Origin of the sequence: uncultured Merdimmobilis sp. (genome assembly GCF_902471145.1) — a bacterium.
Taxonomy (GTDB): domain Bacteria; phylum Bacillota; class Clostridia; order Oscillospirales; family Ruminococcaceae; genus Merdimmobilis; species Merdimmobilis hominis.
In genome coordinates this window covers 258,814-281,577 of sequence record NZ_CABRJC010000002.1, presented here as the reverse complement: position 1 = coordinate 281,577, position 22,764 = coordinate 258,814, and the positions used below count along the sequence as shown (strand labels likewise).

Below are 22,764 nucleotides of genomic sequence, written 5' to 3'. Positions count from 1 at the left end.
TTTATTGTCAATTTGTAAAATTTTCTTATATTGTTAGATATAAAAGCTCTTGTAATTTCGCTGTTAGTTGGTATAATTTAAGTGGACACTATCCAATATCAAGGGAAAGCCCCCAGCCAGGTTCCATCGCCTGACTGGGGGCTTTTTTATTCCAGGGTGATGTGATAAATCCCGTACTGCCGCGGCATCTCTCCCAACTCCTGGATAGAGATGGTCTTGGAATCGGGGTTGGGCTTTCCCTCCTGAGGGGTGTAATCCTCCCCCAGGAACTTACAAGTGGCCTGCACCACCGCCTGGGCATATTCCTGGGCGTGCCCGGTGATCTCCCGCCGGTTGGCCTCGTTGGTGGCAAACCCCATCTCCAACAGCATGCTGGGCGGGATGGTATCCCGGTTGACCTTGTAATCGTATTGAGGGCCATCCACATGGCCCCGGTGGACAGCCTGGGCCCGGTTGGAGGTGATCCCCACCCCTTTGAGGCCATCTACTACGGCTTGCCCCCAGTCCAGATAGGATTTGGGGGCTTTGCTGTGTACCCAGACGCTGGGGCCGCTGGCCTTTTCGGAGACTGCACCGTCCATATGGATGGAAAGGAAGGCCGCCGCTCCCTCTGTCCCTTTGCACCGGTCATCCAGGGGGACATGGACGTCCTCGGTTCGGGTCATGGCAACCTGGAAACCCTGGGTTTCAAAGGCTTGGGCCAGCACCTTGCCAAACTCCAGCGCCAGTTGGGATTCATAGGGCGGGCTTGTCCCCGCCCCGGTGTCCCTGCCCCCATGGCCAGGGTCTAAGATGATTTTTTTACTCATGGCCTGCCTCCTCCGCCCGTTTTTGGGCCTGGGTGCCGAAGTAGAAAGCGATTACCACCGTGAACACCGTCAAAAACTGGTCCGGCGTTACCTCCCCTCGGATGGAAAGATACCCAAACACCCCTGTCAGAAGGATGGTGACGATGCTTTTCACATCGATCAGCTTTGACAGCTTATCTTTCACTATGTACCTCCTCCTTCAGCTCATCTATGACCCGCCAGGCGGATTTCAGATCCCGCTCTGCCACCGCCATCCGCTCGATGACACCATTATGCTTGTCCATTTTCTGCTCTAAATACCTCAGCTTGGTTGCGATCTGACCATACACCACCCCAAAGGACACCCCATAGGTGATCAACATGATCCAAAACTCGCTGGAAAATTCCGGCATTTCCCGCCCTCCTTTACTGCTGTTCCGCCCATCCGTAAACGCCGGGCTCGTAGGTGTTGGCGTCGATCTCGCTCACCCAATGCTTGCCCCGGTGGCTCACCTTGGCCCCTTGGGGATAGGCATCATGGGCGCCCAAAGGCTTTCCCCACCTGCCAAGCGGGGAAGAAACTGGCATACTCTGCCCCGGCTTCATCCGGGACATACTGCATCGCCTGTTCCATCTTTGCACGGGCGGCCCTTGCCTGGGCCAGGATCATCGCACTGTTCATCTTACTCCACCCCCATCAAGATATTTGCGGCCTCCTGGAGGACGGCGTTGTCCTGGGCCAGCTGGTTGGCGATATCCGCCGCCCCCTGGTCTTTGGCCAAAAGAAACCAATAGTAGTAATAAGGCCCCGAATCGGATTTCTCCGGGGGAATTTCCCGGTAGATGTACGGTTCGGTAATATAGGTGGTGGTTATGGAGGTGTCCCCATAAGCCTTAACATCTTTATGGAATCCAAGGTTAGAAAAAGTCATGGGGGTTTCGGATTTGTAAATAAGGATGGTCTGTTGTCGGTCATTCAAGAGGATGGGTGTCGTATACATTTCCATATGGCTTCACCTCCTATTCTTCCATTGGGCTGTATGAACCATCAGAATTAGGGGTGGGTTTAAGCAAAAAATCCGAAGGCAATACTAGAGCAAACCTTATTCCAATTGTGTTTGCTATATTCATTGAACTTTTACCACCGTCTGAATCTATAGTACAACCCCCATAGCTTTCACCTTTTTGAGGATCTCTGAGACCCCAGGCAGAAGCTTTCCCTTTATATTTTGCTATCCTTTTGCTATTTGCGGCAGTGTCGTTTCCCTCAGAAAAATAGTCCAGCAAACTTCCCAGGTGACAAAATTCATCAGCGGGGATTTGGGTTGTTCCTACTTCCTTAGAGGTTGCTAAAAAAAGCTTGCAGTCTAGCCCATCTGCCCCATATTGAGCGGTTCCGCTGGTACCCGTTCCTTTCCAATATGGCAGCTTAATGCTTTTTATCTGGCTCCTTATGGTAGGTGTAAATTTATTTATTGTGTTTGTGTTTAATTCTTCATGCACGGTGCTATTGGCGTAGTCGTTGCGTCTACTGCTAGTACTCCAGTTATCATAAAATGGAATATCCTCTATCAATAACCAAGTTCCATTACACGATGCATCATATTCATAAGAAGGCAACCCCTGGTTGACTACCAAAAATTTTGTAGGAACCCCATCTTGTTTCAACTTTATAAAGCTTCCAGCAGGCAGCTCTGAGGCCAAGGTGCCCGCCTTGGGCAATGCACTTGTTACAGCCAGCATAGTTTGATATTGTTTCCGGGGGTTGTATGGGTATGCCCTGTAGTAATAAGTTGTTCCAAAAGCTACATTGTTATCTACAAAGCTTGTCCCAGCGCCGCTGTAGATCTGTTCGCCATCATTGATAGCAGTGGGAGCTGAACCCATTTTCTTGACAAGAAGGATTCCGCCAAAGTACTGTGTGGGATTTATCCAACTGACAGTAATTTGCGGAGAGTTCCCATTTGCAGCTATAGCTTTAAACGCTGTTACCTGGGCAGGCAGATTGTCATTGATCTCCAGCCTGGTGGCAATAATCCCCTCTGCCATTACCGGATCACCTCCAAAAAGATCGATAAGTCCACTGTGGGCTTGGTGAAAAAACAGGTAAACAGCGCTTGGCCCTCTTCCGCCACCAGCCGGGTGATGCACCCCGCCCCAATGGCCTGCTGGCCGCTGTCGCCGCTGTCGCCGCTGTAGGAGATGCCCAGGTGAGGCCTGTCCTCTGCCTTGAGCCCGGCCACGGCGACCGTCTGGGTATAGGGGGCGGCTACTCCAGCCCATCCAGATGCGGGCAGGGTGGCCGCAAATATCTTGGCACCGGCCCCGCCGCCGGAAGAGACGTAGCAGCTCCCCCCGCTCACCGTCAGGGTCACCGGCACCCCCTGGTCCCACGCCCCGGCCTGGATGGGCTCTTTGCCCTCTCCGGTGGTCAGGATGGGGTACAGGGTGTCGCTCCCCGCAAACTTCACCTGCAGGCCGTCGGTGGCCGCGGCGGGGCTTACAAACTGCACCGTCAGGCCGTCCTTGTCTGCGGGCAGGACGCCGCTTAGTTCCAGCGCCCCCGATGGGGTCAGGGTTGCGGTGGCTGGATAGGGTGCCATGTTCCAATGGAGAACCTGCTCGTCCAGCTTTTGAGCATTTTGATTTAGGACAGCAATATCCGCCGCATCCTCATAGCCTGGAAGTGCCAGCCCCAAATTGGCTGTCTGTGTTGCCATAGGTTTTCTCTCCTTTCAAACTATCAATTCTGTGCCCAGCCGTAGACACCGGGCTCGTAGGTGTTGGCGTCGATCTCACTTAATGCTTGCTTTGGTAACTCACCTTGGCCCCTTTGGGGGAAGCGCAGATGGAAAGTTTGCTGAAACTGTCATTGATACACTACACAGTAGGTCTCCACTGATAGCCCTATCTACTCACAGATCCTCGCGTTGGGAGAGGCTTTCCACCCGTCCCTCCCTCCAAGGTGATGTACAGGGTGGGGCGCTGTTTCGCGGACAGGGAACGGATAATCCATCTGAGCCATAGGTCCGAGCGTCCTCAGAAAAAAGGAACTGAACAGCGTTGCCGTCATCTCTGGAGAAGCCTCAATCACCTCCATCCTTTTCTTTATGTGATTGACACCCAACCGGGAGCCCCAGTGCGATAAGAAAAACACTAGGGAATCTATCCCTAATGTCAGTATAGCGGATTAGGCGGCTGGTTTTCCGGCCCCCCTGATGGCTGGATTTCTTCCAATTTCAGTTCATAGCCCATAGTATACAGGGCATGGATCAGATCATAGTCCAGCCGGAAGGAACATCCGCAGCGCAGGCTGCTAACCCGTGCCCGGGACAGCCCTGTTGCCCGGCTGATGGTTCGGATGGGTTGTTTCTCAAAAAGCTCGGCTACTTCATCCAGTATCATGTGTCTGCCCCCTGTCATTGGATCTATATGCACTTCGGTAGGGCAACCGGTGGTATCTCTAAATCTGTTCCCCACCTTTCTCAACAGGCAGTACCCCTTGGAAGCAATAATTTGGCATGCAGTTTTTCCTCCCTTGCCGCCCTGTTATGGATGGCATTTCATTTTGGTATGCCTTGATGATACTGGATGGCATGCGTCAAAATAGTAGTTTCTTCTTTTTCCTATGGCATCCACTGTGGCTAGGCTTTTTGTTTACCCTTGTGGGCTTCTCCCCCATGGCAGTACCCGGATCCGTTAAATCCGACTTGGCACAATTGGCCGGATAAGGGGGGCCCCCGCTATTGACCGGCGGCGAACTGTATACAAAAAGGCGAGAACATTGACCTCCAAGTGCAGGCTCGAAAGCCGCACACTGTGATCACCCCACATGGATAAAAAAAGAACGACCTCTGTAAAAATAGAAGTCGTTCTTTTTCCTATTTTTTAGATTTTCTAGAGGATTTTTCATCGGGCAACCCGTTTCTCCCCCGGCAACTGCCACAGAGAGATCCCCTAACATCTCCATATAGCAGATTAAAATCCTGGGCCTTCTTCTGTAGCATCCAGGTATACCACCTGCATCTGGCCACCAGCTTGGCTTGGGTCAGGGACATACTCCACCGTTCTTCCATCCTGCTCCAGCTGTAGAATGATGGGGACCTTCTCTTCCAGCAACAAGTAATCGCAATCCAGCCGCAGGGCATAGCCCTTGGTCCGCCAAGCCAGTTTATCTTCTGCACTGGCCCGGTAGATCTCCTGCCGCCCTTCGGGGAAATCGGCGTACACCGCCACTTGGAAATCCTTGTGGATGGGGATGAGCAGCATCTTCCCCTCGCTGACATCTAAGGAGTCACAGTCCTGCACATAGTTGTTGGTCCGCTCGTCCGGGTAATAGATCAGCGCAGCCAAGGTGTCTTTGTTAAAATCCACCACGCCCACCAAATCCACCTTGCTGTTGTAGTCGATACCGAAAACGCCGTTGTCCTTGGTATATCCCTCCGGGATGGATTCCTCCCGCTTTTTCCAGTACTCCGCCTTTGGCAGGGCGGTCACGTCGATATAGCCGCCATAGTCGTCATCCACCAGATCCCAGGCGCTGCCAGCACCCGCGTTGCAGTAAGAGTGGATGGTGGTGGCATACTCGCTGAGCCCAATGAAGTTGCCCACCAGATTGGAGCTGGTCATGGTGCGCACATTCACCGAAGCAAAGCAGTTGCGGATGACGCTGCCCTGCTGGTACCCGGCAAAGCCGCCTGCTACCCCACCCGGCTCATCCGCCCCAATGGACACTGTCCCTTTGGAGCTGCATCCCTCGAACCAAGCATGGCCTGCATACCCGGCAAAACCGCCTGCCCAGCCGGTGCCAGTAACTTGCACGTCCACATGGCAGTCCACCAGCTCCGCATTGCCGGTGCCGCCCACCATGCCGCCCACGTCGGACTTCCCGCTCACCTCCCCGGAGACGGTGCAGTGGTACATCCGTCCAGAAAAACTCCCTGCCAAGCCGCCTACATCTCTGTCTCCCCGGATGGATAGATCCTTGAGATGAAGGTTCTGAATCACTGCGGTTTGGGCAGTCCTGCCAAACAAGCCCACCGGGAGGCTGATCCCATTGGAGTCGGCTGGCTGGAAGGGGTGATCCATCGCCAAATGGGAGATGGTGTGCCCCTGGCCGTCAAAGGTGGCGGCAAAGGGGTTAACCCCCTTGTAGGAGAACCGCCGCACCACGCCGATGGGCTCCATCTTTACCCCGGACATGTCCAGGTCCTCTGTGAGGACAAAAGTGCTCCCCACATAGGTTTTATCCCCACAGTTGACCATCTTGCTCAGCTGTACCAACTGCTGCGGCGTGCTGATCTGGGTGAACTCCGGGCCGATGTCCGCCTGCACCTCCGTCAGCCGGTAGGCCCCAGCGGGGAACTGTTCCCCCAGGAGCGGGTTCTCCACCGCCGGCACAAACACAAAAGAGTAGGTGACATCCGGCAGGTCGATGCTGTCCACCCTGCGGCCCACCTGGATCTCCACGCCGGAACCGGTGTCCTTCACCTCCTGGAGGGACACCTGGTAGTCAGGCACCATCCCCTTCTTCACATAGGAGGAACCATACACACGGCCGGTATACCCCCGCAGTTCTTCCGGAAGGATGGTTTTCCCCTCGTCACTAAACTCGGAATCGCAGTACACCAGTTCGGTATCCCCCAGATCGGCAGGCGCAGAGGCCCCAAACAGAATCTGGGCATATCCGTCCAGCCATTCCTCTGGCAGGAGCATGTATTGGTGGTTTTCATCCCCTGCCAAAAACCGCTCCTCCCCCAGCTGCGCCTGGGCGGCATAGAAGCAAAACGCCGCCATCACATCCGGCTGGATCTCTTCAGGAGATGCAAAAGCTGCCCCACCTGCCAGCGCCTCATAGGGGAGAATAAACTCCTCCAGCAGCCGCGATGCAACAGCCTCATCCACCTCAACGCCAGAAGAAGAGGAGCTGCCCTCCGCCTTCCCCGGATTCTCTTTGTCCGTGCGCTCCGCACACCCGGCCAGCAGCACCGCCGCCGACAGGCAGACCGCCAGGATCTTCCAAAAGACCGGGTTTTTGCCTGGTTTTTTCACAACTCTCACCACTTTCCTTCTGATTCATCCTTTTCCAAGGAGGATCGAGTCTCTTTCCTTCATTATAGCAAATCCACCGCCGCAAAGAAAGCCTCCTCTCCCCTTCCATCTCACGGAGGGAGCTTTCACCCACAGGATCAAGGCCAAACAAAAATCTCTGTCGGGCCTTGTGGTTTTCCCGTGGGAGAACTATAATGGGATTAAACCCGAATCGAGGAAACACTGAATTGAACGGAGGGAACCGATGTATCAGATTTCCAATTTTACAGACAACGATGATGTCAAAACCATTTCAAAGCTGGGGGCTTTTCAGGTCATTGAGTACCAGCGGGATTTGAGCGTAACGCCTGATTCTGCGGTGACTGCCTACTACAGCGCACAGATGAATGTAAAAAAACGCCAGCTGGTCTGTGACCTCAGCAAGGCGCCGGTCACCATACAGGCGGGAGCCATGCAATGGATGGTTGGCAATGTCAGCGCCACCACCGGGGTCAAAGGGGTCGGGGATTTTCTAGGCAAAGCTGTACGGGGCAAAACCAGCGGCGAATCGGCGATCAAGCCAGAATACACTGGAGATGGCATTTTGGTGCTGGAACCCACCTATAAACATCTCATTCTCATGAGCGCTGAGGACTGGGGCGGTTCTGTGATCCTGGACGACGGTCTGTTCCTGGCCTGCGAATCCAGCCTGGAGCACAAAGCGGTGATGCGGTCCAGCTTTTCTTCCGCTGTCGCCGGTGGGGAGGGCCTCTTCAACCTGAGCCTGAACGGGAGAGGCGTTTTCTGCATCGAGTCCAGCTGCCCTATGGAAGAGTTGATTGAAATCACCTTGCAGAACGACGTATTGAAGGTAGACGGGAACTATGCCATCGCGTGGAGCAAAAGCCTGGAATTCACGGTGGAGCGTTCCGGCAAAAGCCTCATCGGCTCCGCCGCATCCGGCGAGGGGCTGGTCAACGTCTACCGCGGCACTGGAAAAGTGCTGATGATGCCCACGGCAAAAATGCCCAACTTCTAACAGGCTAACATAGCAATCAAAAACCATCGCCGCACAGAGCGGCAATTTCAAAAGGCGCCTGCGGGGCCCTTCCCAGTTACAGTGGGATTCGGCCTTGCAGGCGCCTTTCTGCTTTTTAAATCAAGCGGTCATTGCCCCGCTACCGCAGAGGTTTGCAGAGGTTGAAGTGATCGTTCACAAACCCGCGGTTTTCATAAAACCGGTGGGTGGCTTTCCGGCGCACATTGGCGCAGACTTCCAGTTGGGTACAGCCCGCCGCCCGTGCTGCGGCTTCCACTGCCGCCATCAAAGCCACCCCCGCACCGGTACCCCGTGCCTCCTCCCGGACAATCAGCTCTTGGAGCTCCCCCACTGGGGACGCGTGGTGGAGCAGCTCCTCGATGTGGAGGCTGGCAAATCCTAAGAGCTCCTCCCCCCGGGCCGCTAAAAAATACCGGATGCGCTTCTCCGCCAGGTTGGTGCGGTATGCATGGCAGAAGCCGGGATAGGAAAGGCGGGTTTCCTCCAACTTGCAGATCATGTCATATACCGTATCCAGGTGTTCCTCTCCCGCAGGGAGGATGGTCAGTTCTTCCATTATCTCAAGCTCCTTCCATCGATGCCGCCAGTTCCCTGGTGGTTTTCTCTCTTTGTGTCTGGTCGGTGCCCCCAGGGGAGATCCAGCGGGAAAGCAATCCGCTTTTACCGATAATTATAGTGTATCCCTGTAAAAAGCACAATAACATAGGGCAGTTTCCCCGATAAACAACGGGAAAACCACTGTTTTTTCCCGGCCATGCACCGAACAATCCCCTTGCTGCATACCATGCAGGGAGGTGATCCGAATGGTTTCTATCTTTGTTCCCATGGCTTTGTGCAACCTTTTGTACATGACGCTCCACGTCACGACGGGAGGTTCTTTCCCCAAACCCTTGACCCCCAAGCAGGAACGGGAATGCCTGCAAAAAATAAAGGAGGGGGATGAGGAGGCCCGCAATACCCTGATTGTCCACAATCTGCGGCTGGTGGCCCACATCATCAAAAAGTATTACTCCAATGTCAAGGATCAAGACGATTTGATCTCCATTGGAACCATTGGCCTGATCAAAGCGGTTTCCACCTTTGACTGTGACAAGGGCACCCGGTTTGCCACCTACACTTCCCGCTGTATTGAAAATGAAATCCTCATGTATTTCCGCAACAAGAAAAAATCGGCCCAAGATGTGTACATATCCGACCCCATCGACACCGACAAGGACGGCAATGCCCTGACCTTACTGGACATCATGGCCACCGATGACAACATTTTTGACATCATCGACCTGCGGATCAAATCCGACCGGCTGTATATCCTGCTCCAGCAGTGCCTGGAACCCCGGGACCGGCAGATTCTCGCCATGCGGTACGGCCTTTATGGGACCCCTCCCCTCACCCAGCGGGAAGTGGCCAAAAAGCTGGGAATCTCCCGTTCCTATGTATCCCGCATTGAAAAACGGGCAATTTTGGAACTTCGAGACCAATTTTATGTGGACGATCCCACCCCCGCTCACAGTTGAGGCGCAAAAAAGCCAGGCGTACCCTTATAAGGGTACGCCTGGCTTTTTTATATCCCCCTATTCTGCTGCCAAGGGTTGGCAGAGGAATTTCATCCCCTGAACGGTGATCTTTTCAATAATGGTGGCCACTCGCTCAGGGGTCTGGGCCATGCCGGTATCCAGCCACTTGCGCAGCACCCCGATACATCCGGAAACCACATAAGCCCCATAAAATTCACGCTGTTCCATGGTGCTCTCTTTAAACAAGGCCATCCAGTCGTGGATGCATTTTTGATAGATGATGTCGCTCAGTTCCTTGGTGAAGGACATATTTCCATTTTGGCTCAGCATCATCCGGCAGAGGCTGACGTTCTCGGCGATGTATTCAATCAAAGTCAAAATCATGGGAAAGGGGTTTCCGGCCACCTCCTCCGGGGTGTAGCGCTCCAAGATGCCCTTGACCTCCTGGGCGGTCTCCGCCTCAATCTGGGCATACAGGTCGTAGATGTCCCGGTAATGGAGATAAAACGTCCCCCGGTGGATGTCCACATAATCGGTCAGTTCCCGCACCGAGATGTCCTTGATGTTCTTCTTCAGTAGCAGTTCCGACAGACCCTGCCGCAGGGCTTTTTTGGTTTTTCGGACCCGTCGGTCGTCATTTTTTGTGTTCATAAAAAGTTTACCTCCTCCAAAGGCGAGATAAAAGACAGATAGGAAAATTTTGTTTAGTATCGGACAAAACCATCCTTATTTGAATATGGTAAACTGTCCATAAGTTGATTATAATGATTTTTGCCAAGATAGTCAACATTTGTTTATTAAACACTCTACAGTTTATAGGAGGTAATCGTTTGGAACGGGCTATCAAACAGATGCTAAAATGGCGGGGCGCAGTGCTGGCCCTTTTTTTGGGCGGCACAATCCTGTGTGGCGTCCTCACCACCATGGTCGGCATCAACTATGACTTGGTGGATTACCTGCCAGATGAAGCTCCCTCCACCATCGCCTTGGATGTGATGAATGAATCCTATGACAAAGCGGTACCCAATGTGCGGGTTATGGTGCGGGATGTCTCCATCCCCCAGGCTCTCTCCTACAAGGAAGAGATCGCCGCAGTAGACGGGGTGGAAGATGTCATCTGGCTGGATGACCAGGTGAATATCCAGGTTCCCCTAGAGATCCAAAGCGCTAAAACCGTGGAAGATTACTACAAAGACGGCAATGCCCTTTTTTCAGTAACGGTGGCCGATGAAAACCAGGAGCAGACCTTGGAAGCCATCCGGGCTATCATTGGGGAAGAAGGCGCCATGAGCGGCAACCCGGTGGATACGGTCAATGCACAGATTACCACCGATGTGGAGATCCAGCACATGATGTCCATCATCATACCGCTGATGTTCTGCATCCTGTTGTTCACCACCACCTCTTGGTTTGAAGCTGTGCTGTTTATGATCAACGTGGGTGTGGCCATCATCATCAACATGGGCACCAACCTGATCTTCGGCGAAATCTCCTTCATTACCAACACCACAGGCGCCATATTGCAGCTGGCCTGCTCGATGGACTATGCCATCTTCCTGCTGGAGCGGTTTGAGGATGCCCGGGCAGAGGGCCTTGCTCCATTGGACGCCATGTCCAAGGCAGTGGCCGGTTCCGCCACCTCCATCCTATCCAGCGGCCTGACCACTGTAGTTGGGTTTGTAGCCCTGGTGGCCATGCGGTTCAAAATCGGCCCGGATATGGGCTATGTGCTAGCCAAGGGCATCGCCATTTCCCTGCTCACCACCTTGGTGTTTATGCCCTGCATGACCATCTGCTGTTACAAGTGGATTGACAAGACTGCACACCGCTCCTTTATGCCCTCCTTTGAAAAACTGGCCAAAGGCACCAATCGGGTAAAGAGGTTGGTCACCATTGGGGTTGCGGTACTGCTGATCCCCTGCTTTTTGGCACAGCACCAAATCTCTTATATGTACGGCACCTCCGGTATGGCCAGCCCGGATTCCCAGGTTGCCATGGATCGGGAAGCTATTGAGGATCTGTTTGGCCAGTCCTCCACTTTCGCCCTGATGGTGCCAAGAGGGAATCGAGCCTATGAGCAGGAGCTCAACGACCGGCTCAAAGACCTGCCAGAGGTATCCTCGGTGCTCTCTTATGTGGAAAACGCCGGCAAATCCATCCCAGAGGCTTATGTTCCAAAAGACCAGCTCAGCCAGCTCAACTCCGACGAATACACCCGCATGGTCATCACCGCCCGGCTCCCCAGCGAGAGCAACGAGACCTTCTCCTTTGTGGAAAAGGTGCGGAATATGGCCGAGGAGTATTACCCCGGCGCTTACCACCTGGCGGGTGAGAGCGTCAATGTCTACGACATGAAGGACACCATCACAGCGGACAGCATCAAGGTTAACGCCATCGCCATCGGGGCCATCGCGGTGATCCTCCTGTTCACCTTCCACTCCTTCTCCCTGCCCATCCTGCTCCTTTTGACCATTGAATCCTCTATTTACATCAACATGGCGGTACCCTACTTCACCGACCAGACCCTCAACTACATCGGCTATTTGATCATCAGTTCGGTGCAGCTTGGCGCCACGGTGGACTACGCCATCCTGTTTGCCAACCGGTATTTTGAAAACCGCACCTCCATGGTTAAATCAGAGGCTGCCTTCCGCACCATCCAGGGCACAGCGGGCAGCATCCTCACCTCGGCGGGGATTATGACTTCCGCCGGCCTGGTGCTGGGCTTTGTCTCCACCAACGGGGTCATCAGCCAGCTGGGCATCCTCATCGCCCGGGGCGCCGTCCTCTCGGCCATCCTGGTGCTGGTGTTCCTGCCCACCCTGCTGACCACATTGGAGGGATTGATCCGAAAAACCACCAAAAAACAGGAATTCTATCCCGAGAACCAAAAAACTGGAAAGGAGCTGGAACCATGCAAAACCCCCACAAACTGATCTCCCTATTCACTGCCCTCCTTTTAATAGGCGCGCCGGTGAACGCCTTTGCCGACACCGACAACGGTGGGCCGGAACTCTATGACTTCTCCCTTTCCCGCTCGGTAGTCTCCCCTGGGTCCACCCTTTTCATCGGGGCCAACGGTTGGGATGAGGACGGCATCCGCTCCATCCTCCTGCGGTTTGAAGAGGAAAACACCAAAACAACCCTCACCGTCACCTTGAAGACATCCGCCGAAGGGGCGGAAAAGGAGTGCCTCTGCAACGGGGAACTCTCCATCCCCGCCACTGCGCCGGAGGGGGTCTACCGCCTCAAAAGCGCCTCCCTCACCGACAAATCCGGCAACCGCAGCCTGTACCGGCGGGAAGAGGACATCCGGGACGATGACGAGGAAGAAGCCCTGGAGGAGATCCCTTCCTTCCAGGTGGTGAAGGACCCTGGCACCCTTTCCCCTCTCGCCTGCCAGGTGGAGCGGCAGGACCTGTCAGCCGGATGTTCCACCGCCCTTTCCCTCACACTGCCCCAAGCTCCCATAGGCTTTGACAAGGCCACCACTGTCTTTTGGAACCCCCAAAACGGGCGGCGGCTGATCTACGATATCAAAGAAGAGGATCAGGTGGCCGCCGGGGTTTACCGGTCGGAGCTGGACATCCCGGACCACGAGCCCCAAGGCAGCTACACCCTTCTCAAAATCACGGTAAAAGACCGGGCCGGCGAATCGGTGACCTACGCCTCCAACGGGGAGGAGGACAGCCTCCCCCTGCCGGTGAGCTGCTCCTTCCAGGTGGGGCCTCAAACCGGGGACAACACCCCTCCGGCACTTCAATCGATCTCCATTGTGGAAAGCCGCAGCAAGGGCAACAACCGGGAATACCGGGTACAGGTCAAAGCCAGCGACGACCTCTCCGGCGTGGAGCACATCACCCTGCGGTTCCAAAACGACCAGAACGACCGCTCGGTTACCAAGGTGCTGACCAAGGATGACCGGCTGGGCGGGGTGTACACCGGCTGGCTCCAGGTGAGCCGCTATGAGCCGGACGGCACCTTCCAGCTGGACAATGTGGCGCTGATGGACGAGGCCAAAAATTACCAAGCCTACTGTCGCCCTGCTGACATCAAGGATTGGAACCATAAGCTCCCCCTGCCCCAGGCGGTGTCCTTTACCCTCAGCGGCGGTGTCTCCCAAGCGGATGAAAATGGACCCCAGCTGTTGTCGGTAGCTCCCTCTAAGGAGTCCATCGACGCAGGGGACGACTTGACCATCACCGCCAAGGCAAGGGACGACTTATCCGGTGTGGACAGTGTCAAACTCCAGTTTAAAAATGCGGAGGGCAAATCCATCAACGTCACCCTCAAGGAAAAAGGCAGCGGTTACGAAGGGAAGGTCAAATCTTTCCAGACCAAGCAGGAGGGTACCTACCGCCTGACCCGAGCCACCTTGACCGACAAGGCGGGCAACCGCCAAGTCTACACCGCCTCCCCTCAGGGGAGCCAGCTTCCCCTCCCCTTGGCAGCTTCCTTTACCATCAACGATTAACAACAGGAGGTCTTTCCTTTGAAATACTATGGCAGAAAGGCGCTTGCCCTGGTGCTGAGCGCCATCCTCATCGCATCAACGGCCTCCACCGCCTTTGCCCAAGATCCGGTGGAAAAGGACGAGGTCGTCTACATCAACCTCTCCCACGACGGGTCGGTGGAGAGCATCTATGTGGTCAACGCCTATGACCTAACCGAAGAGCAGCCGGTCACCGACTTCGGCAATTACCGGGAGGTCAAAAACCTGACCACCACCGAGGAGCTTTCGGTTCAGGATGGCGCCATCTCCTTCACCGCCCCAAAGGGCAAATTCTATTACCAAGGGGAGCTGGACAGCGCCCAAATCCCCTGGCTGGTCAGCGTCACCTACCAGCTGGACGGCCAGCCCATATCTGGCGGGGAACTGGCTGGCAAAGAAGGCCATCTGGAGATGACCCTCTCCCTGCGGCAGAACCCAGACGCCAATCCGGTGTATTTTGACAACTTCGCCATCCAGGCCACAGTGCTCTTGGACAGCGAGCGGTGCAAAAACATCTCCGCCCCCAGCGCTACCCTAGCCAATGTGGGCGGCGACAAGCAGATGTCCTACATCGTCCTGCCGGGCAAAGAGAAGGACTTCACCATCTCCGCCGATGTAACCGACTTTGAGATGGACGCCATCCAGATCAACGGCATCCCCCTCACCCTGGACATCGACGACCCGGACACCACCGAGATCAAGGATAAAATCTACGAGTTAAAGGATGGGGCGAAAGAACTGGACGATGGCGCCTTCCAGCTAGACGACGGAGCCACCCAGCTGCAGGATGGCGCCCTAGAGCTGAAAGACGGCGCTGCCGACCTTTATGACGGCACCGATGACCTCTACGATGGGGTCAAGGACCTGGATGAAGGGGCAGATAAGCTGCGCAGCGGCGCGGGCGATCTGAAAGAGGGGGCTGACCAGCTGAAAGCAGGGTTTGACCAACTGAACCAAAGCTCCCGGGAGCTGAAGGCCGGCATCGCCGCCACCCAGCAGCAGATGATCTCCGCCTTGGAGGGCAGCGGGGTGCCCATCCAACTTCCCCCCACCCCCTCTGACCCGCTGGATACCACCTATCTGCTCCAGGTGGGAATGGCCTTGGACAAAGGCTTTGACCTGGCCATCGGCCAGATAGAGGCCGCCATCAAACAACTGGAAAGCGGAGGTTCCTCCATCGAACTGGCCGCACTCGCCCCAGAGATGACCGTCCGGGTTCTCAGTGCAGCCGTTTCGGTTGACGAGGATGGCTCCATTTCAGAGGAGGGTTCTGAAGATACTTCCAGCGAGGGTTCTGAGGGCAACTCTGGTGACAGCTCCACTGGCGAGGGCTCTGAGGGCAACTCTGGCGACAGCTCCACCGGGGAAGGCTCTGAGGGCAACTCTGGCGACAGCTCCACCGGCGAGGGCTCCGAGGGCAACTCTGGTGACAGCTCCACCGGGGAAGGCTCTGAGGGCAACTCTGGCGACAGCTCCACCGGGGAAGGCTCTGAGGGCAACTCTGGCGACAGCTCCACCGGCGAGGGCTCCGAGGGCAACTCTGGTGACAGCTCCACCGGGGAAGGCTCTGAGGGCAATTCTGGCGGCAATTCCACCGGCGAGGGTTCCAGTTCTGGAGAGGGACAGCTCCTTCCTCCCGCCGATGAAGGAGGCAACGCCAACCGTCCATCGGCCCCGGCAAACCCCTCCCCGAGTTTCCCTCAACACCAAAACGAACTGGCTGATCCCGGTGACCAATTGGCAATCCTCCAAACTCAGCTGGCCAGCCTGAAACAATTCAAACAGGTCAACACCCTGTGCATGGGCACCCTCCAATACATGGCGGGCACCGAACAGCTGAGCACCGGTTATACCAGCCTTTATGATGGCATTCTGGAACTGCGATCCGGCATCAGCGAGCTGGTAGGCGGCGTACAGGAGCTGCTGGACGGCTCTAAGGAGCTGTTCGATGGGGCCAGCGACCTGCGGGATGGTGTGGATGAGCTGTTTGATGGAACCACCGAGCTCAAGGACGGCACTATCGAGTTGACCGACGGCACCACCGAACTGCGGGATCAGTCCGATGAGATGGATTCTAAGGTGGATGAGGAAATCGACAAGATGCTGGATGAATATCGGGGCGGCGACTTCGATATGGTATCCTTTGTCAGCGATAAAAACACCCAGGTGGATTCGGTGCAGTTTGTCATGAAGGTGGCCGAAATTCAGATAGAAGAAGAGGAGGCCCCCGTGATCCAGGAGGAGGTTAAGCCCTCCTTCTGGCAGAAGCTGGTCAACCTTTTCAAATAAAACAAAAGGCAAAAAGCCCCTCGGTTTTCAAAAAACCGAGGGGCTTTTTCTTTGTTGTATCATAATGGATACCTTACGCTTGCTCGGAAAAAAGGTAGTGGCCGCGGCCCTTAAGGTCCTCCACCCGCTGGGAGACAACCCCAAACACCCGGTCAATGGCCCGGGAGTCGGCCACTTCCCCAGCGGGGCCATAAGCGATGGCTTCCCCGTGATCCAACAGGAGAATCCGGTCGCAGGTTTCCAGGGCCTGGGCCAGGTCGTGCATCACCACAAGAACCGTTTTCCCCGAATCCGCCAGCTCCCGGACAAGGCGCAGCAGTTCAAACTGGTGGTTGATATCCAGGTAGGTGGTAGGCTCGTCCATGAGAACAATGGGGGTGTCTTGGGCCAAGACCATAGCTAAGTACACCTTCTGCCGCTCCCCGCCGGAGAGGGCAGACAGCAGCTTATGCCGGTGTTCCAGCACCCCAGCCCGCTCCATGGCGGATTCTACGGCGCTGTGGTCTGTGGGGGCAAGCTTCCGGGGGAACCCCAGATAGGGGAACCGGCCGTGGGAGACCAGCGCCTCCACCGGGATGGCGGGGATTTCCCGGCTTTGGGGGAGCACCGCCACCTCTTTCGCCAGCTCCTTGGGGGAGTAGCTGAGGAGGGGCTTCCCCCCCAAACACACCTGTCCGGAGGTAGGTTTCAGTAGACCGGACACCACCTTGAGCAGGGTGGATTTCCCGCAGCCGTTGGGTCCGAGGATACCGATTATTCCACCTTTTTCAAATCGGAGGGTAAGGCCGCGGAGCACTGGGTTCCCACCGTATCCAGCGGTCACCGATTCCAGGTTAATCAAGGGCTCTTCTCCCCTTTCGGCTCAGCAAGAGATAGATGAAAAACGGCCCGCCCAAAAAGGACATGACAATCCCCACTGGGATTTCAAAGGGGGCAAATAAGGTCCGGGCGGCGATGTCGCACCCCAAGGTGAAGGCCCCGCCCAGCAGGGCGCACAAGGGGATGAGATACCGGTTATCCTGCCCCACCAGCACCCGGGCGGCGTGGGGGACAATGAGTCCCACAAAGCCGATGAGGCCGGAAAAGCTGACCGCACTGCCCGCCAACAGGGCAGCTATAGCTAGGAAGGCCATCCGATACAGCCCGGTGCGCATCCCCAGGGAGGAGGCGGTCTCCTCCCCCAGGGCGAGGACGTTCATGTCATAGCTGAGCACCATGGCTGCTGCGACGCCAAGCAGGATGCACCCGCCTGCAAATTTCACCTGCTCCATGGAGGCGCCGGCAAAGCTGCCCACCAAAAATGCCATCCGGTTCATCTGAGTGTCGGGGATAAAGGTGAGGATGGCGTCGGTAAACGCCCCCAAAAAGCTGGAGACCGCCACGCCGGAGAGGACAATGGTCATCCGGGAGGCACCGGTCTTGCAGGCGATGCCGTAGACGATCAGCAGCGCGAACAGCGCCCCCAGAAAGGCAGCCAAAGGGGTATACTGGACATAAGCGGGGAAAAATGCCGCCAACGCGATGGTGAAAAGGCCGGACCCGGCATTCACTCCGATGATGTTGGGGCTGGCCAGAGCGTTGCTCAGCACCGTCTGCAGCGTCGCGCCGGAGACCGCCAGGGCACACCCGGCCAGCAGGGCGGCCAATGTGCGGGGAAGCCGGACAAAGTGGATGATCCTCCCGGCTTTGGAAGCGGTATCCCCGGTGGAAAGGGCCTGCCAGAGCTCCCCCAGGGAGATGGGCACCGCACCCGCGCAGATGCTGTATGCCGCCAAAGCCAGCAACAGGCAGGCAGAGGCCGCCAAAACCATCTCCCGCCGCCCCCGCTTATGCAAAGAGGTCGGGATAGAGGATCTTTGCAAGGTACTCATAACTCTCGGCCCATCTGGCGTTGGGTTTGTAATGGAACAACTCTTTGGGGAGCACCACATACCGGCCGTTCTGCACCGCCGAGAGGCTCCCCCAGGCGGGGTTGGACTGGATTCCCGCCTTCAGGGCGTCGATGGCTTTCTGGGAGTTGCCCATGGTGGTGACAAAGATATAGTCCGGGTCCTCTGCGAGGATGGTCTCCATGCTCAGCTCCTCTAAAAGGGAGTCGTGGCGGGCGGCGATGTTGTCGGTGCCCAAATCCTTGAGGATGCGGCAGGTCATGTTGTCATCCGATTTGGCCTTTGCCGTCGTCGACAGGGCGCGGATAAACAACACCGTGGGCTGCTCCTCAGGCCGATTCTCCTGCACCTTCTCCAAAATGGCGTCTATCTGGGCCTGTACGGCGATTCCGTTCTCCTCATACAAATCCGCCCGGCCGGTGAGATCGGTGCAGATTTTCAGCATATTCAGATAATCTTCAAAGTTTTCCACCTTAAAATAGGCGTGGGGGATGCCTGCCTGGGTCAGCATGCCGTCCAATTCCACATGCTCCGCCACATCGGTGGAAAGGAGAATAAAATCCGGGTCCAGGTTTAAAATTTCTTCGGTGCTGGGGCCCTTGACGGTGCCAATCACTTTGGTCTCCTCCCCTACGGTGAGGCCCCGCTCTGAGATCACGTCCTCGGTGACACCCACCGGTACGCCGCCGGCCAGCATCCAGGTCTCGGCATAGGAGCCCATCAGCGCCACCACCCGCTGGGGCTGGCTCTCCAGGGACACCTCCCTGCCGGAGTCATCGGTAAAGGAGTAAAAAGCCTCAGCTTGGGCGCTTTGGGAAGAGGAACTCCCCTGCTCCGCCGGCTTTTGGCCACACCCCGCCAAGAGTACAAGGGCCAGCACACCAGCCAGGGCCAGGGCTGCAAGACGTCTCATTAGCATTTGGCCCCTCCCACCGTTTCTATCTCAAGGATTTCCTCTTTGCGTTTCAGCAGGTTGTCAGAAATCAACATCTTTTCCACCTTGGCGATGCCCAGCCGGTCCACGGTTTGGCCAAAACGCTCTCCGGACTCCCCTTTGCTCTTGAAGAGGAGGATGGCTTTTTCCACCACATCCAGCACCTCTTCCCGGGTAAAGAGCTTGTTCAAAGCGCTGCCGATCCGCACCTGTTTGCCCCAGCGTCCCCCCACATACACCTTGTATAGGGTTTCCTCAGTTTCCAGGGCGCCAAAGGGGCACTTTCCGTCACAGCGGCCGCAGTTGTTGCACCGCTCTGCATCGATGGACAGTGTCTCCCCGGTCACGGCCGCCGCCATGGGGCAGGCGTCAGCCACACCGCATTTTTTGCAGCCCCGGCACTTGCCGGCATCCAGCTTAGGTACCCTCTGGCCGACGATGCCCAGGTCGTTGAGGTCGGGTTTTACACAGTTGTTGGGGCAGCCGCCTACCGCGATTTTAAACTTGTGGGGCAATACGACATCGTGGTATTCCACATAAAACCGCTGGTGGATCTCCTTGGCCAGGGCCTGGGTGTCGTAGAGGCCGAACACGCAGGTGGTGCCTTTGCAGGAGACCACTGGCCGGACCTTGGATCCGGTTCCGCCGGTGACCATACCGGCACCGGCCACATAGTCGATGAAGGGGTCGATGTTGTCGTAGGAGATGCCGGGCAGCTCCACCGTCAGCCGGGAGGTAAAGGTGATGTTGCCGTTGCCGAACTTCTCGGCAGCCTCGCTGAGGCATTGCATCTGCTTGGCGGTGAGGATGCCGTTCTCGGTGATAATCCGGCCGGAGAATTCCTCGGTCCCGCGGTTGAGCAAAAAGCCCAAGCCCTTGACCCGTTTGATATCCTGTTCCAAAAGTGCCACTGTACATCCTTCTTTCTTGTTCTTTCGCAGTTATTTCTGATTATACTCCTTGTAATTCCATGGGTAAAATAGTAAAATCAAATCAAACTCATAGGATTATTACTATTGATAAGGGGGAATCCGCCGTGACCATCCGCCACCTGAAGGTATTCATTGCTGTGGCTCAAACCGGCAAAATGGGGGCTGCCGCCAAAGAGCTTTACATCTCCCAACCCACCGTCAGCCAGGTGATTTCAGAGATTGAGGAGCAATACGGGGTAAAGCTGTTCGAACGGCTCTCCAAAAAGCTGTACATCACCAAGGAAGGGCGGCAGCTTTTGGATTACGCCCGCCACATCATCGCACTCTTCGACGAGATGGAGCGGAATTTAAGCTATGCCTCCACCCATCACGCCCTGCGGGTGGGAGCCACCATAACGGTGGGAAGCTGCGCCCTGCCCTCTATCATCCGCCGGTTTGAGGAGCGCCATCCCACCGTCACCACCCAGGTGTGGGTGGACAACACCCAGGTCATCGAAGGGATGATCCTGGAGAGCCGCCTGGACCTGGCTTTGGTGGAGGGGGAGGTCACCAGCCCGGATCTGATCGTCCGCCCGGTGCTGGAGGATGAATTGGTGCTGATCTGTGGCCCCTGCCATCCCTTTGCCGGGCGGCAGTCGGTGGCCTTGTCCGAACTTTCCGGCCAGGATTTTATCCTGCGGGAGCCGGGCAGCGGCACCCGGGAGCGGTTTGAAACCCTCCTTGACCAGGCAGGGATTTCGGTGCGGCAGAAGTGGGTCTGCCACAGCTCCGACTCCATCCTGGCGGCGGTGGCCCAAGGCCAAGGGCTCTCAGTGGTCTCCCGCCAGCTGGCAGAGCAGTCCGCAAAAGAGCTTCACACCCTCCCCGTAGAAGATGTGAAGCTCCATCGGACCTTCAACCTGATCTATCACAAAAACAAATTCCTGTCGGAACCCCTGCGGGCATTCCTCGGGGAGCTGTTGCCTGCCGATCAGTTGGGGTCGTAGCAGCCGTGTTCCGGGGATTTGGTCTCGCTGAGGATGGATTCATACAATCTCCACCCGCCGGAGAGGTTGTAGCAGTCAAAGCCCATGCCGGCGAGCATCCGGCAGGCCACATAGCTGCGCAGGCCGGTGCGGCAGTGGATATACACCGGTTTGGATTTGTCCAGCTCCCCAGCCCGCTGGCGCAGCTCATCCACCGGGATGTGGAGGAACCCTTCGATGTACTGGCCATTTGCCCGCTCGGAGTCGGTGCGCACATCCAACAAGGTGACGCTGCCATCCCGGGGCAGGGAGGCCACATCGTCCCAGAAGAAATTTTTCACCTGGCCAGAGAGGGTGTTTTCGATGACATAGCCCACAAAGTTGACCGGGTCTTTGGCCGAGCCGAAAGGCGGGGCATAGCACAGCTCCAGGTCGCACAGGTCGGAGGCGGTCATCCCGGCGCGGATGGCGGTTGCCAGCACATCACAGCGCTTATCCACCCCGTCGAAGCCCACAATCTGGGCGCCGAGGATGCGGACGGTACCCTTTTCATAAATGGTCTTGATTGACATACCGGTGCTGCCTGGGTAATAGGAAGCGTGGCTGTTGGAGTAGGTGTATACTTTGTCGTAGTTGAGGCCGGCGGCCTTGGCGGTCCGCTCATTGACCCCGGTGGTAGCCACGGTCATGTCAAACACCTTGAGGATCGAAGAACCTTGAGTATTTTTGTAAACCGAGGGGATGCCGCAGATGTTGTCGGCGGCGATGCGGCCCTGTTTATTGGCAGGTCCTGCCAGAGGGATGTAGCCCTTTTGGCCGGTGACAAAGTCGGTGATCTCCACCGCGTCGCCCACGGCGTAAATGTCCGGGTCGCTGGTGAGCATGTGTTCATCCACCACAATGGCCCCGCGGGGGTTGAGGGTGAGGCCAGCTTCTTTGGCTAAGGCGGTATCCGGCCGTACCCCCACGGCCAGAATGACCATATCGGTCTCCACCTGGCCGGAGGAGAGGGTGACTTTCAGCTTGCTGCCCTCTTCGGCGATGGACTGCACCCCATTTTGGAGGATGAGGGTTACCCCCTTTTCCCGAAGATGGCGGTGGACGTCACAGGCCATGTCGTAGTCCAGGGGGGCGATTACATGGTCGGCCAGCTCCACAATAGTAACTTCCACGCCGGCTTTTTTCAGGTTTTCAGCCATTTCCACGCCGATGTACCCTCCGCCGACCACCACGGCGCTGCCTGGGAATTCCTCTTCCACATATTCCTTAATTTTAATGGTGTCCGGGATGTTGCGCAGGGTGAACACCCGGTCCAGGTCCGCCCCTTCCATGTTGGGGACGATAGGAGCCGCTCCGGGGGAGAGGATCAGCTTGTCGTAGCTCTCGGTGTACTCCCCTCTCTCCTTGCTGTTGACGGTGACCGTCTTCGCCGCCCGGTCAATGGCGGTTACCTCGCTGTTCACCCGCACATCCACGTTAAACCGGGATCGGAAGCTCTGGGGGGTTTGCAGGGTGAGGGCCGATTTTTTGACAATCTCCCCGCCGATGTAATAGGGCAGGCCGCAGTTGGCAAAGGAGATGTACTCTCCCCGCTCAAACATCACAATCTCTGCGGATTCATCCAACCGCCGCAGCCGCGCAGCTGCCGAAGCGCCGCCGGCTACACCGCCGACAATTACAGTTTTCATCAAGATTATCCTCCTTCCAAAATACGGGTCTCATCCAATGTAACCTCAGTATAACATAGAGAAAGAGGCTTTGTAAAATAGGCCATTGGAATAACCATCATAGGGGATTTCCAATCCTTTTCTGCTGGGGACGTGTGCTTGCTTAAACTCATCTTGATGCAAACAGGCCGCCGATGGATGCCA

23 protein-coding genes are annotated in these 22,764 nt (G+C 56.3%); 6 read left to right on the top strand and 17 right to left on the bottom strand.

Annotation, left to right across the window (positions count from 1 at the left end):
* Positions 1-146 precede the first annotated feature (146 nt).
* The 10 genes from RDQ42_RS02710 to RDQ42_RS02665 form a co-directional block, all read right to left on the bottom strand.
* A complete protein-coding gene (locus RDQ42_RS02710; protein ID WP_231358762.1) occupies positions 147-809 on the bottom strand; it encodes an N-acetylmuramoyl-L-alanine amidase in 663 nt (220 codons plus the stop codon).
* Positions 802-993: a hypothetical protein gene (locus tag RDQ42_RS02705; protein WP_231358761.1), complete on the bottom strand. Its 192-nt coding sequence runs from the start codon at positions 991-993 to the stop codon at positions 802-804. Before RDQ42_RS02705 ends, RDQ42_RS02710 begins: the two co-directional genes overlap by 8 nt.
* On the bottom strand, positions 983-1,201 hold the full coding sequence (locus tag RDQ42_RS02700) for a hypothetical protein (RefSeq protein ID WP_054332579.1): 219 nt from the start codon (positions 1,199-1,201) through the stop codon (positions 983-985). The genes RDQ42_RS02705 and RDQ42_RS02700 overlap by 11 nt, the downstream gene beginning before the upstream one ends.
* A 13-nt stretch (positions 1,202-1,214) precedes the next feature.
* Positions 1,215-1,337 carry a hypothetical protein gene (locus RDQ42_RS02695; RefSeq protein ID WP_269215311.1) on the bottom strand — a complete coding sequence of 41 codons (123 nt, stop codon included), beginning with the start codon at positions 1,335-1,337 and terminating at the stop codon, positions 1,215-1,217.
* Positions 1,324-1,470 carry a hypothetical protein gene (locus RDQ42_RS02690; RefSeq protein ID WP_231358760.1) on the bottom strand — a complete coding sequence of 49 codons (147 nt, stop codon included), beginning with the start codon at positions 1,468-1,470 and terminating at the stop codon, positions 1,324-1,326. The genes RDQ42_RS02695 and RDQ42_RS02690 overlap by 14 nt, the downstream gene beginning before the upstream one ends.
* Before the next feature lies 1 nt (position 1,471).
* The gene (locus tag RDQ42_RS02685) at positions 1,472-1,795 is read right to left on the bottom strand and encodes a hypothetical protein (protein WP_231358759.1); all 324 of its coding nucleotides are present in this window, start codon (positions 1,793-1,795) and stop codon (positions 1,472-1,474) included.
* Between the two features lie 13 nt (positions 1,796-1,808).
* A complete protein-coding gene (locus RDQ42_RS02680) occupies positions 1,809-2,837 on the bottom strand; it encodes a DUF6273 domain-containing protein (protein ID WP_231358758.1) in 1,029 nt (342 codons plus the stop codon).
* A complete protein-coding gene (locus tag RDQ42_RS02675; protein ID WP_231358757.1) occupies positions 2,837-3,508 on the bottom strand; it encodes a hypothetical protein in 672 nt (223 codons plus the stop codon). The genes RDQ42_RS02680 and RDQ42_RS02675 overlap by 1 nt, the downstream gene beginning before the upstream one ends.
* Before the next feature lie 457 nt (positions 3,509-3,965).
* Positions 3,966-4,193 carry a hypothetical protein gene (locus RDQ42_RS02670; protein WP_054332070.1) on the bottom strand — a complete coding sequence of 76 codons (228 nt, stop codon included), beginning with the start codon at positions 4,191-4,193 and terminating at the stop codon, positions 3,966-3,968.
* Between the two features lie 573 nt (positions 4,194-4,766).
* Positions 4,767-6,839, bottom strand: coding sequence for a GLUG motif-containing protein (locus RDQ42_RS02665; protein WP_308588224.1), 2,073 nt, complete (start codon positions 6,837-6,839; stop codon positions 4,767-4,769).
* 244 nt (positions 6,840-7,083) lie between these two features.
* On the opposite strand from RDQ42_RS02665, the gene RDQ42_RS02660 reads away from it, so the two are divergent.
* Entirely contained in the window at positions 7,084-7,857 is a 774-nt protein-coding gene (locus RDQ42_RS02660) for an AIM24 family protein (RefSeq protein WP_071427357.1), read from the top strand.
* A 139-nt stretch (positions 7,858-7,996) separates the two neighbouring features.
* Here RDQ42_RS02660 and RDQ42_RS02655 read toward each other — a convergent pair whose 3' ends face one another.
* Complete coding sequence (locus RDQ42_RS02655) at positions 7,997-8,434, bottom strand: GNAT family N-acetyltransferase (RefSeq protein WP_071427358.1); 438 nt, start codon at positions 8,432-8,434, stop codon at positions 7,997-7,999.
* Positions 8,435-8,681: 247 nt separating this feature from the next.
* Between RDQ42_RS02655 and sigK the strand changes: the two genes are divergently transcribed.
* Entirely contained in the window at positions 8,682-9,392 is a 711-nt protein-coding gene (gene sigK / locus RDQ42_RS02650) for an RNA polymerase sporulation sigma factor SigK (protein WP_071427359.1), read from the top strand.
* 57 nt (positions 9,393-9,449) lie between these two features.
* Here sigK and RDQ42_RS02645 read toward each other — a convergent pair whose 3' ends face one another.
* Positions 9,450-10,043 (bottom strand): TetR/AcrR family transcriptional regulator, encoded by a 594-nt coding sequence (locus tag RDQ42_RS02645; RefSeq protein ID WP_231358755.1) that lies wholly within the window; start codon positions 10,041-10,043, stop codon positions 9,450-9,452.
* Between the two features lie 179 nt (positions 10,044-10,222).
* Here RDQ42_RS02645 and RDQ42_RS02640 point away from each other — a divergent pair, with 179 nt between their 5' ends.
* From RDQ42_RS02640 to RDQ42_RS02630, 3 genes are read left to right on the top strand one after another with little or no spacing between them, the layout of a single operon-like run.
* Positions 10,223-12,328: an RND family transporter gene (locus tag RDQ42_RS02640; RefSeq protein ID WP_204211278.1), complete on the top strand. Its 2,106-nt coding sequence runs from the start codon at positions 10,223-10,225 to the stop codon at positions 12,326-12,328.
* Entirely contained in the window at positions 12,307-13,866 is a 1,560-nt protein-coding gene (locus tag RDQ42_RS02635; RefSeq protein ID WP_308588222.1) for an Ig-like domain repeat protein, read from the top strand. Before RDQ42_RS02640 ends, RDQ42_RS02635 begins: the two co-directional genes overlap by 22 nt.
* Positions 13,867-13,884: 18 nt before the next feature.
* Positions 13,885-16,173: a hypothetical protein gene (locus RDQ42_RS02630; RefSeq protein WP_308588220.1), complete on the top strand. Its 2,289-nt coding sequence runs from the start codon at positions 13,885-13,887 to the stop codon at positions 16,171-16,173.
* Between the two features lie 73 nt (positions 16,174-16,246).
* Here the strand turns inward: RDQ42_RS02630 and RDQ42_RS02625 are convergent, their stop codons facing one another.
* From RDQ42_RS02625 to RDQ42_RS02610, 4 genes are read right to left on the bottom strand one after another with little or no spacing between them, the layout of a single operon-like run.
* Positions 16,247-17,014 carry an ABC transporter ATP-binding protein gene (locus tag RDQ42_RS02625; protein ID WP_308588218.1) on the bottom strand — a complete coding sequence of 256 codons (768 nt, stop codon included), beginning with the start codon at positions 17,012-17,014 and terminating at the stop codon, positions 16,247-16,249.
* The gene (locus tag RDQ42_RS02620; protein WP_054332078.1) at positions 17,007-17,984 is read right to left on the bottom strand and encodes an iron ABC transporter permease; all 978 of its coding nucleotides are present in this window, start codon (positions 17,982-17,984) and stop codon (positions 17,007-17,009) included. The genes RDQ42_RS02625 and RDQ42_RS02620 overlap by 8 nt, the downstream gene beginning before the upstream one ends.
* A 16-nt stretch (positions 17,985-18,000) precedes the next feature.
* Entirely contained in the window at positions 18,001-18,975 is a 975-nt protein-coding gene (locus tag RDQ42_RS02615) for an ABC transporter substrate-binding protein (protein ID WP_231358751.1), read from the bottom strand.
* Positions 18,975-19,907 (bottom strand): 4Fe-4S binding protein, encoded by a 933-nt coding sequence (locus RDQ42_RS02610; RefSeq protein WP_231358750.1) that lies wholly within the window; start codon positions 19,905-19,907, stop codon positions 18,975-18,977. The genes RDQ42_RS02615 and RDQ42_RS02610 overlap by 1 nt, the downstream gene beginning before the upstream one ends.
* A gap of 125 nt (positions 19,908-20,032) precedes the next feature.
* Between RDQ42_RS02610 and RDQ42_RS02605 the strand changes: the two genes are divergently transcribed.
* Positions 20,033-20,914: a LysR family transcriptional regulator gene (locus RDQ42_RS02605; RefSeq protein ID WP_231358749.1), complete on the top strand. Its 882-nt coding sequence runs from the start codon at positions 20,033-20,035 to the stop codon at positions 20,912-20,914.
* Here the strand turns inward: RDQ42_RS02605 and RDQ42_RS02600 are convergent.
* Positions 20,899-22,581, bottom strand: a complete 1,683-nt coding sequence (locus RDQ42_RS02600; RefSeq protein WP_231358748.1) for an FAD-dependent oxidoreductase — start codon at positions 22,579-22,581, stop codon at positions 20,899-20,901. The two genes, RDQ42_RS02605 and RDQ42_RS02600, sit on opposite strands and share 16 nt — an antisense overlap.
* Positions 22,582-22,764 lie beyond the last annotated feature (183 nt).

Bases quoted from the DNA above. Each gene is read 5' to 3' on its own strand.
- RDQ42_RS02645 (WP_231358755.1), bottom strand. From the start codon at position 10,043: ATGAACACAAAAAATGACGACCGACGGGTCCGAAAAACCAAAAAAGCC.
- RDQ42_RS02675 (WP_231358757.1), bottom strand. From the start codon at position 3,508: ATGGCAACACAGACAGCCAATTTGGGGCTGGCACTTCCAGGCTATGAG.
- RDQ42_RS02615 (WP_231358751.1), bottom strand. From the start codon at position 18,975: ATGAGACGTCTTGCAGCCCTGGCCCTGGCTGGTGTGCTGGCCCTTGTA.
- RDQ42_RS02670 (WP_054332070.1), bottom strand. From the start codon at position 4,193: ATGATACTGGATGAAGTAGCCGAGCTTTTTGAGAAACAACCCATCCGA.
- RDQ42_RS02655 (WP_071427358.1), bottom strand. From the start codon at position 8,434: ATGGAAGAACTGACCATCCTCCCTGCGGGAGAGGAACACCTGGATACG.
- RDQ42_RS02710 (WP_231358762.1), bottom strand. From the start codon at position 809: ATGAGTAAAAAAATCATCTTAGACCCTGGCCATGGGGGCAGGGACACC.
- RDQ42_RS02680 (WP_231358758.1), bottom strand. From the start codon at position 2,837: ATGGCAGAGGGGATTATTGCCACCAGGCTGGAGATCAATGACAATCTG.
- sigK (WP_071427359.1), top strand. From the start codon at position 8,682: ATGGTTTCTATCTTTGTTCCCATGGCTTTGTGCAACCTTTTGTACATG.
- RDQ42_RS02685 (WP_231358759.1), bottom strand. From the start codon at position 1,795: ATGGAAATGTATACGACACCCATCCTCTTGAATGACCGACAACAGACC.
- RDQ42_RS02660 (WP_071427357.1), top strand. From the start codon at position 7,084: ATGTATCAGATTTCCAATTTTACAGACAACGATGATGTCAAAACCATT.
- RDQ42_RS02600 (WP_231358748.1), bottom strand. From the start codon at position 22,581: ATGAAAACTGTAATTGTCGGCGGTGTAGCCGGCGGCGCTTCGGCAGCT.
- RDQ42_RS02635 (WP_308588222.1), top strand. From the start codon at position 12,307: ATGCAAAACCCCCACAAACTGATCTCCCTATTCACTGCCCTCCTTTTA.
- RDQ42_RS02690 (WP_231358760.1), bottom strand. From the start codon at position 1,470: ATGAACAGTGCGATGATCCTGGCCCAGGCAAGGGCCGCCCGTGCAAAG.
- RDQ42_RS02620 (WP_054332078.1), bottom strand. From the start codon at position 17,984: ATGGTTTTGGCGGCCTCTGCCTGCCTGTTGCTGGCTTTGGCGGCATAC.
- RDQ42_RS02700 (WP_054332579.1), bottom strand. From the start codon at position 1,201: ATGCCGGAATTTTCCAGCGAGTTTTGGATCATGTTGATCACCTATGGG.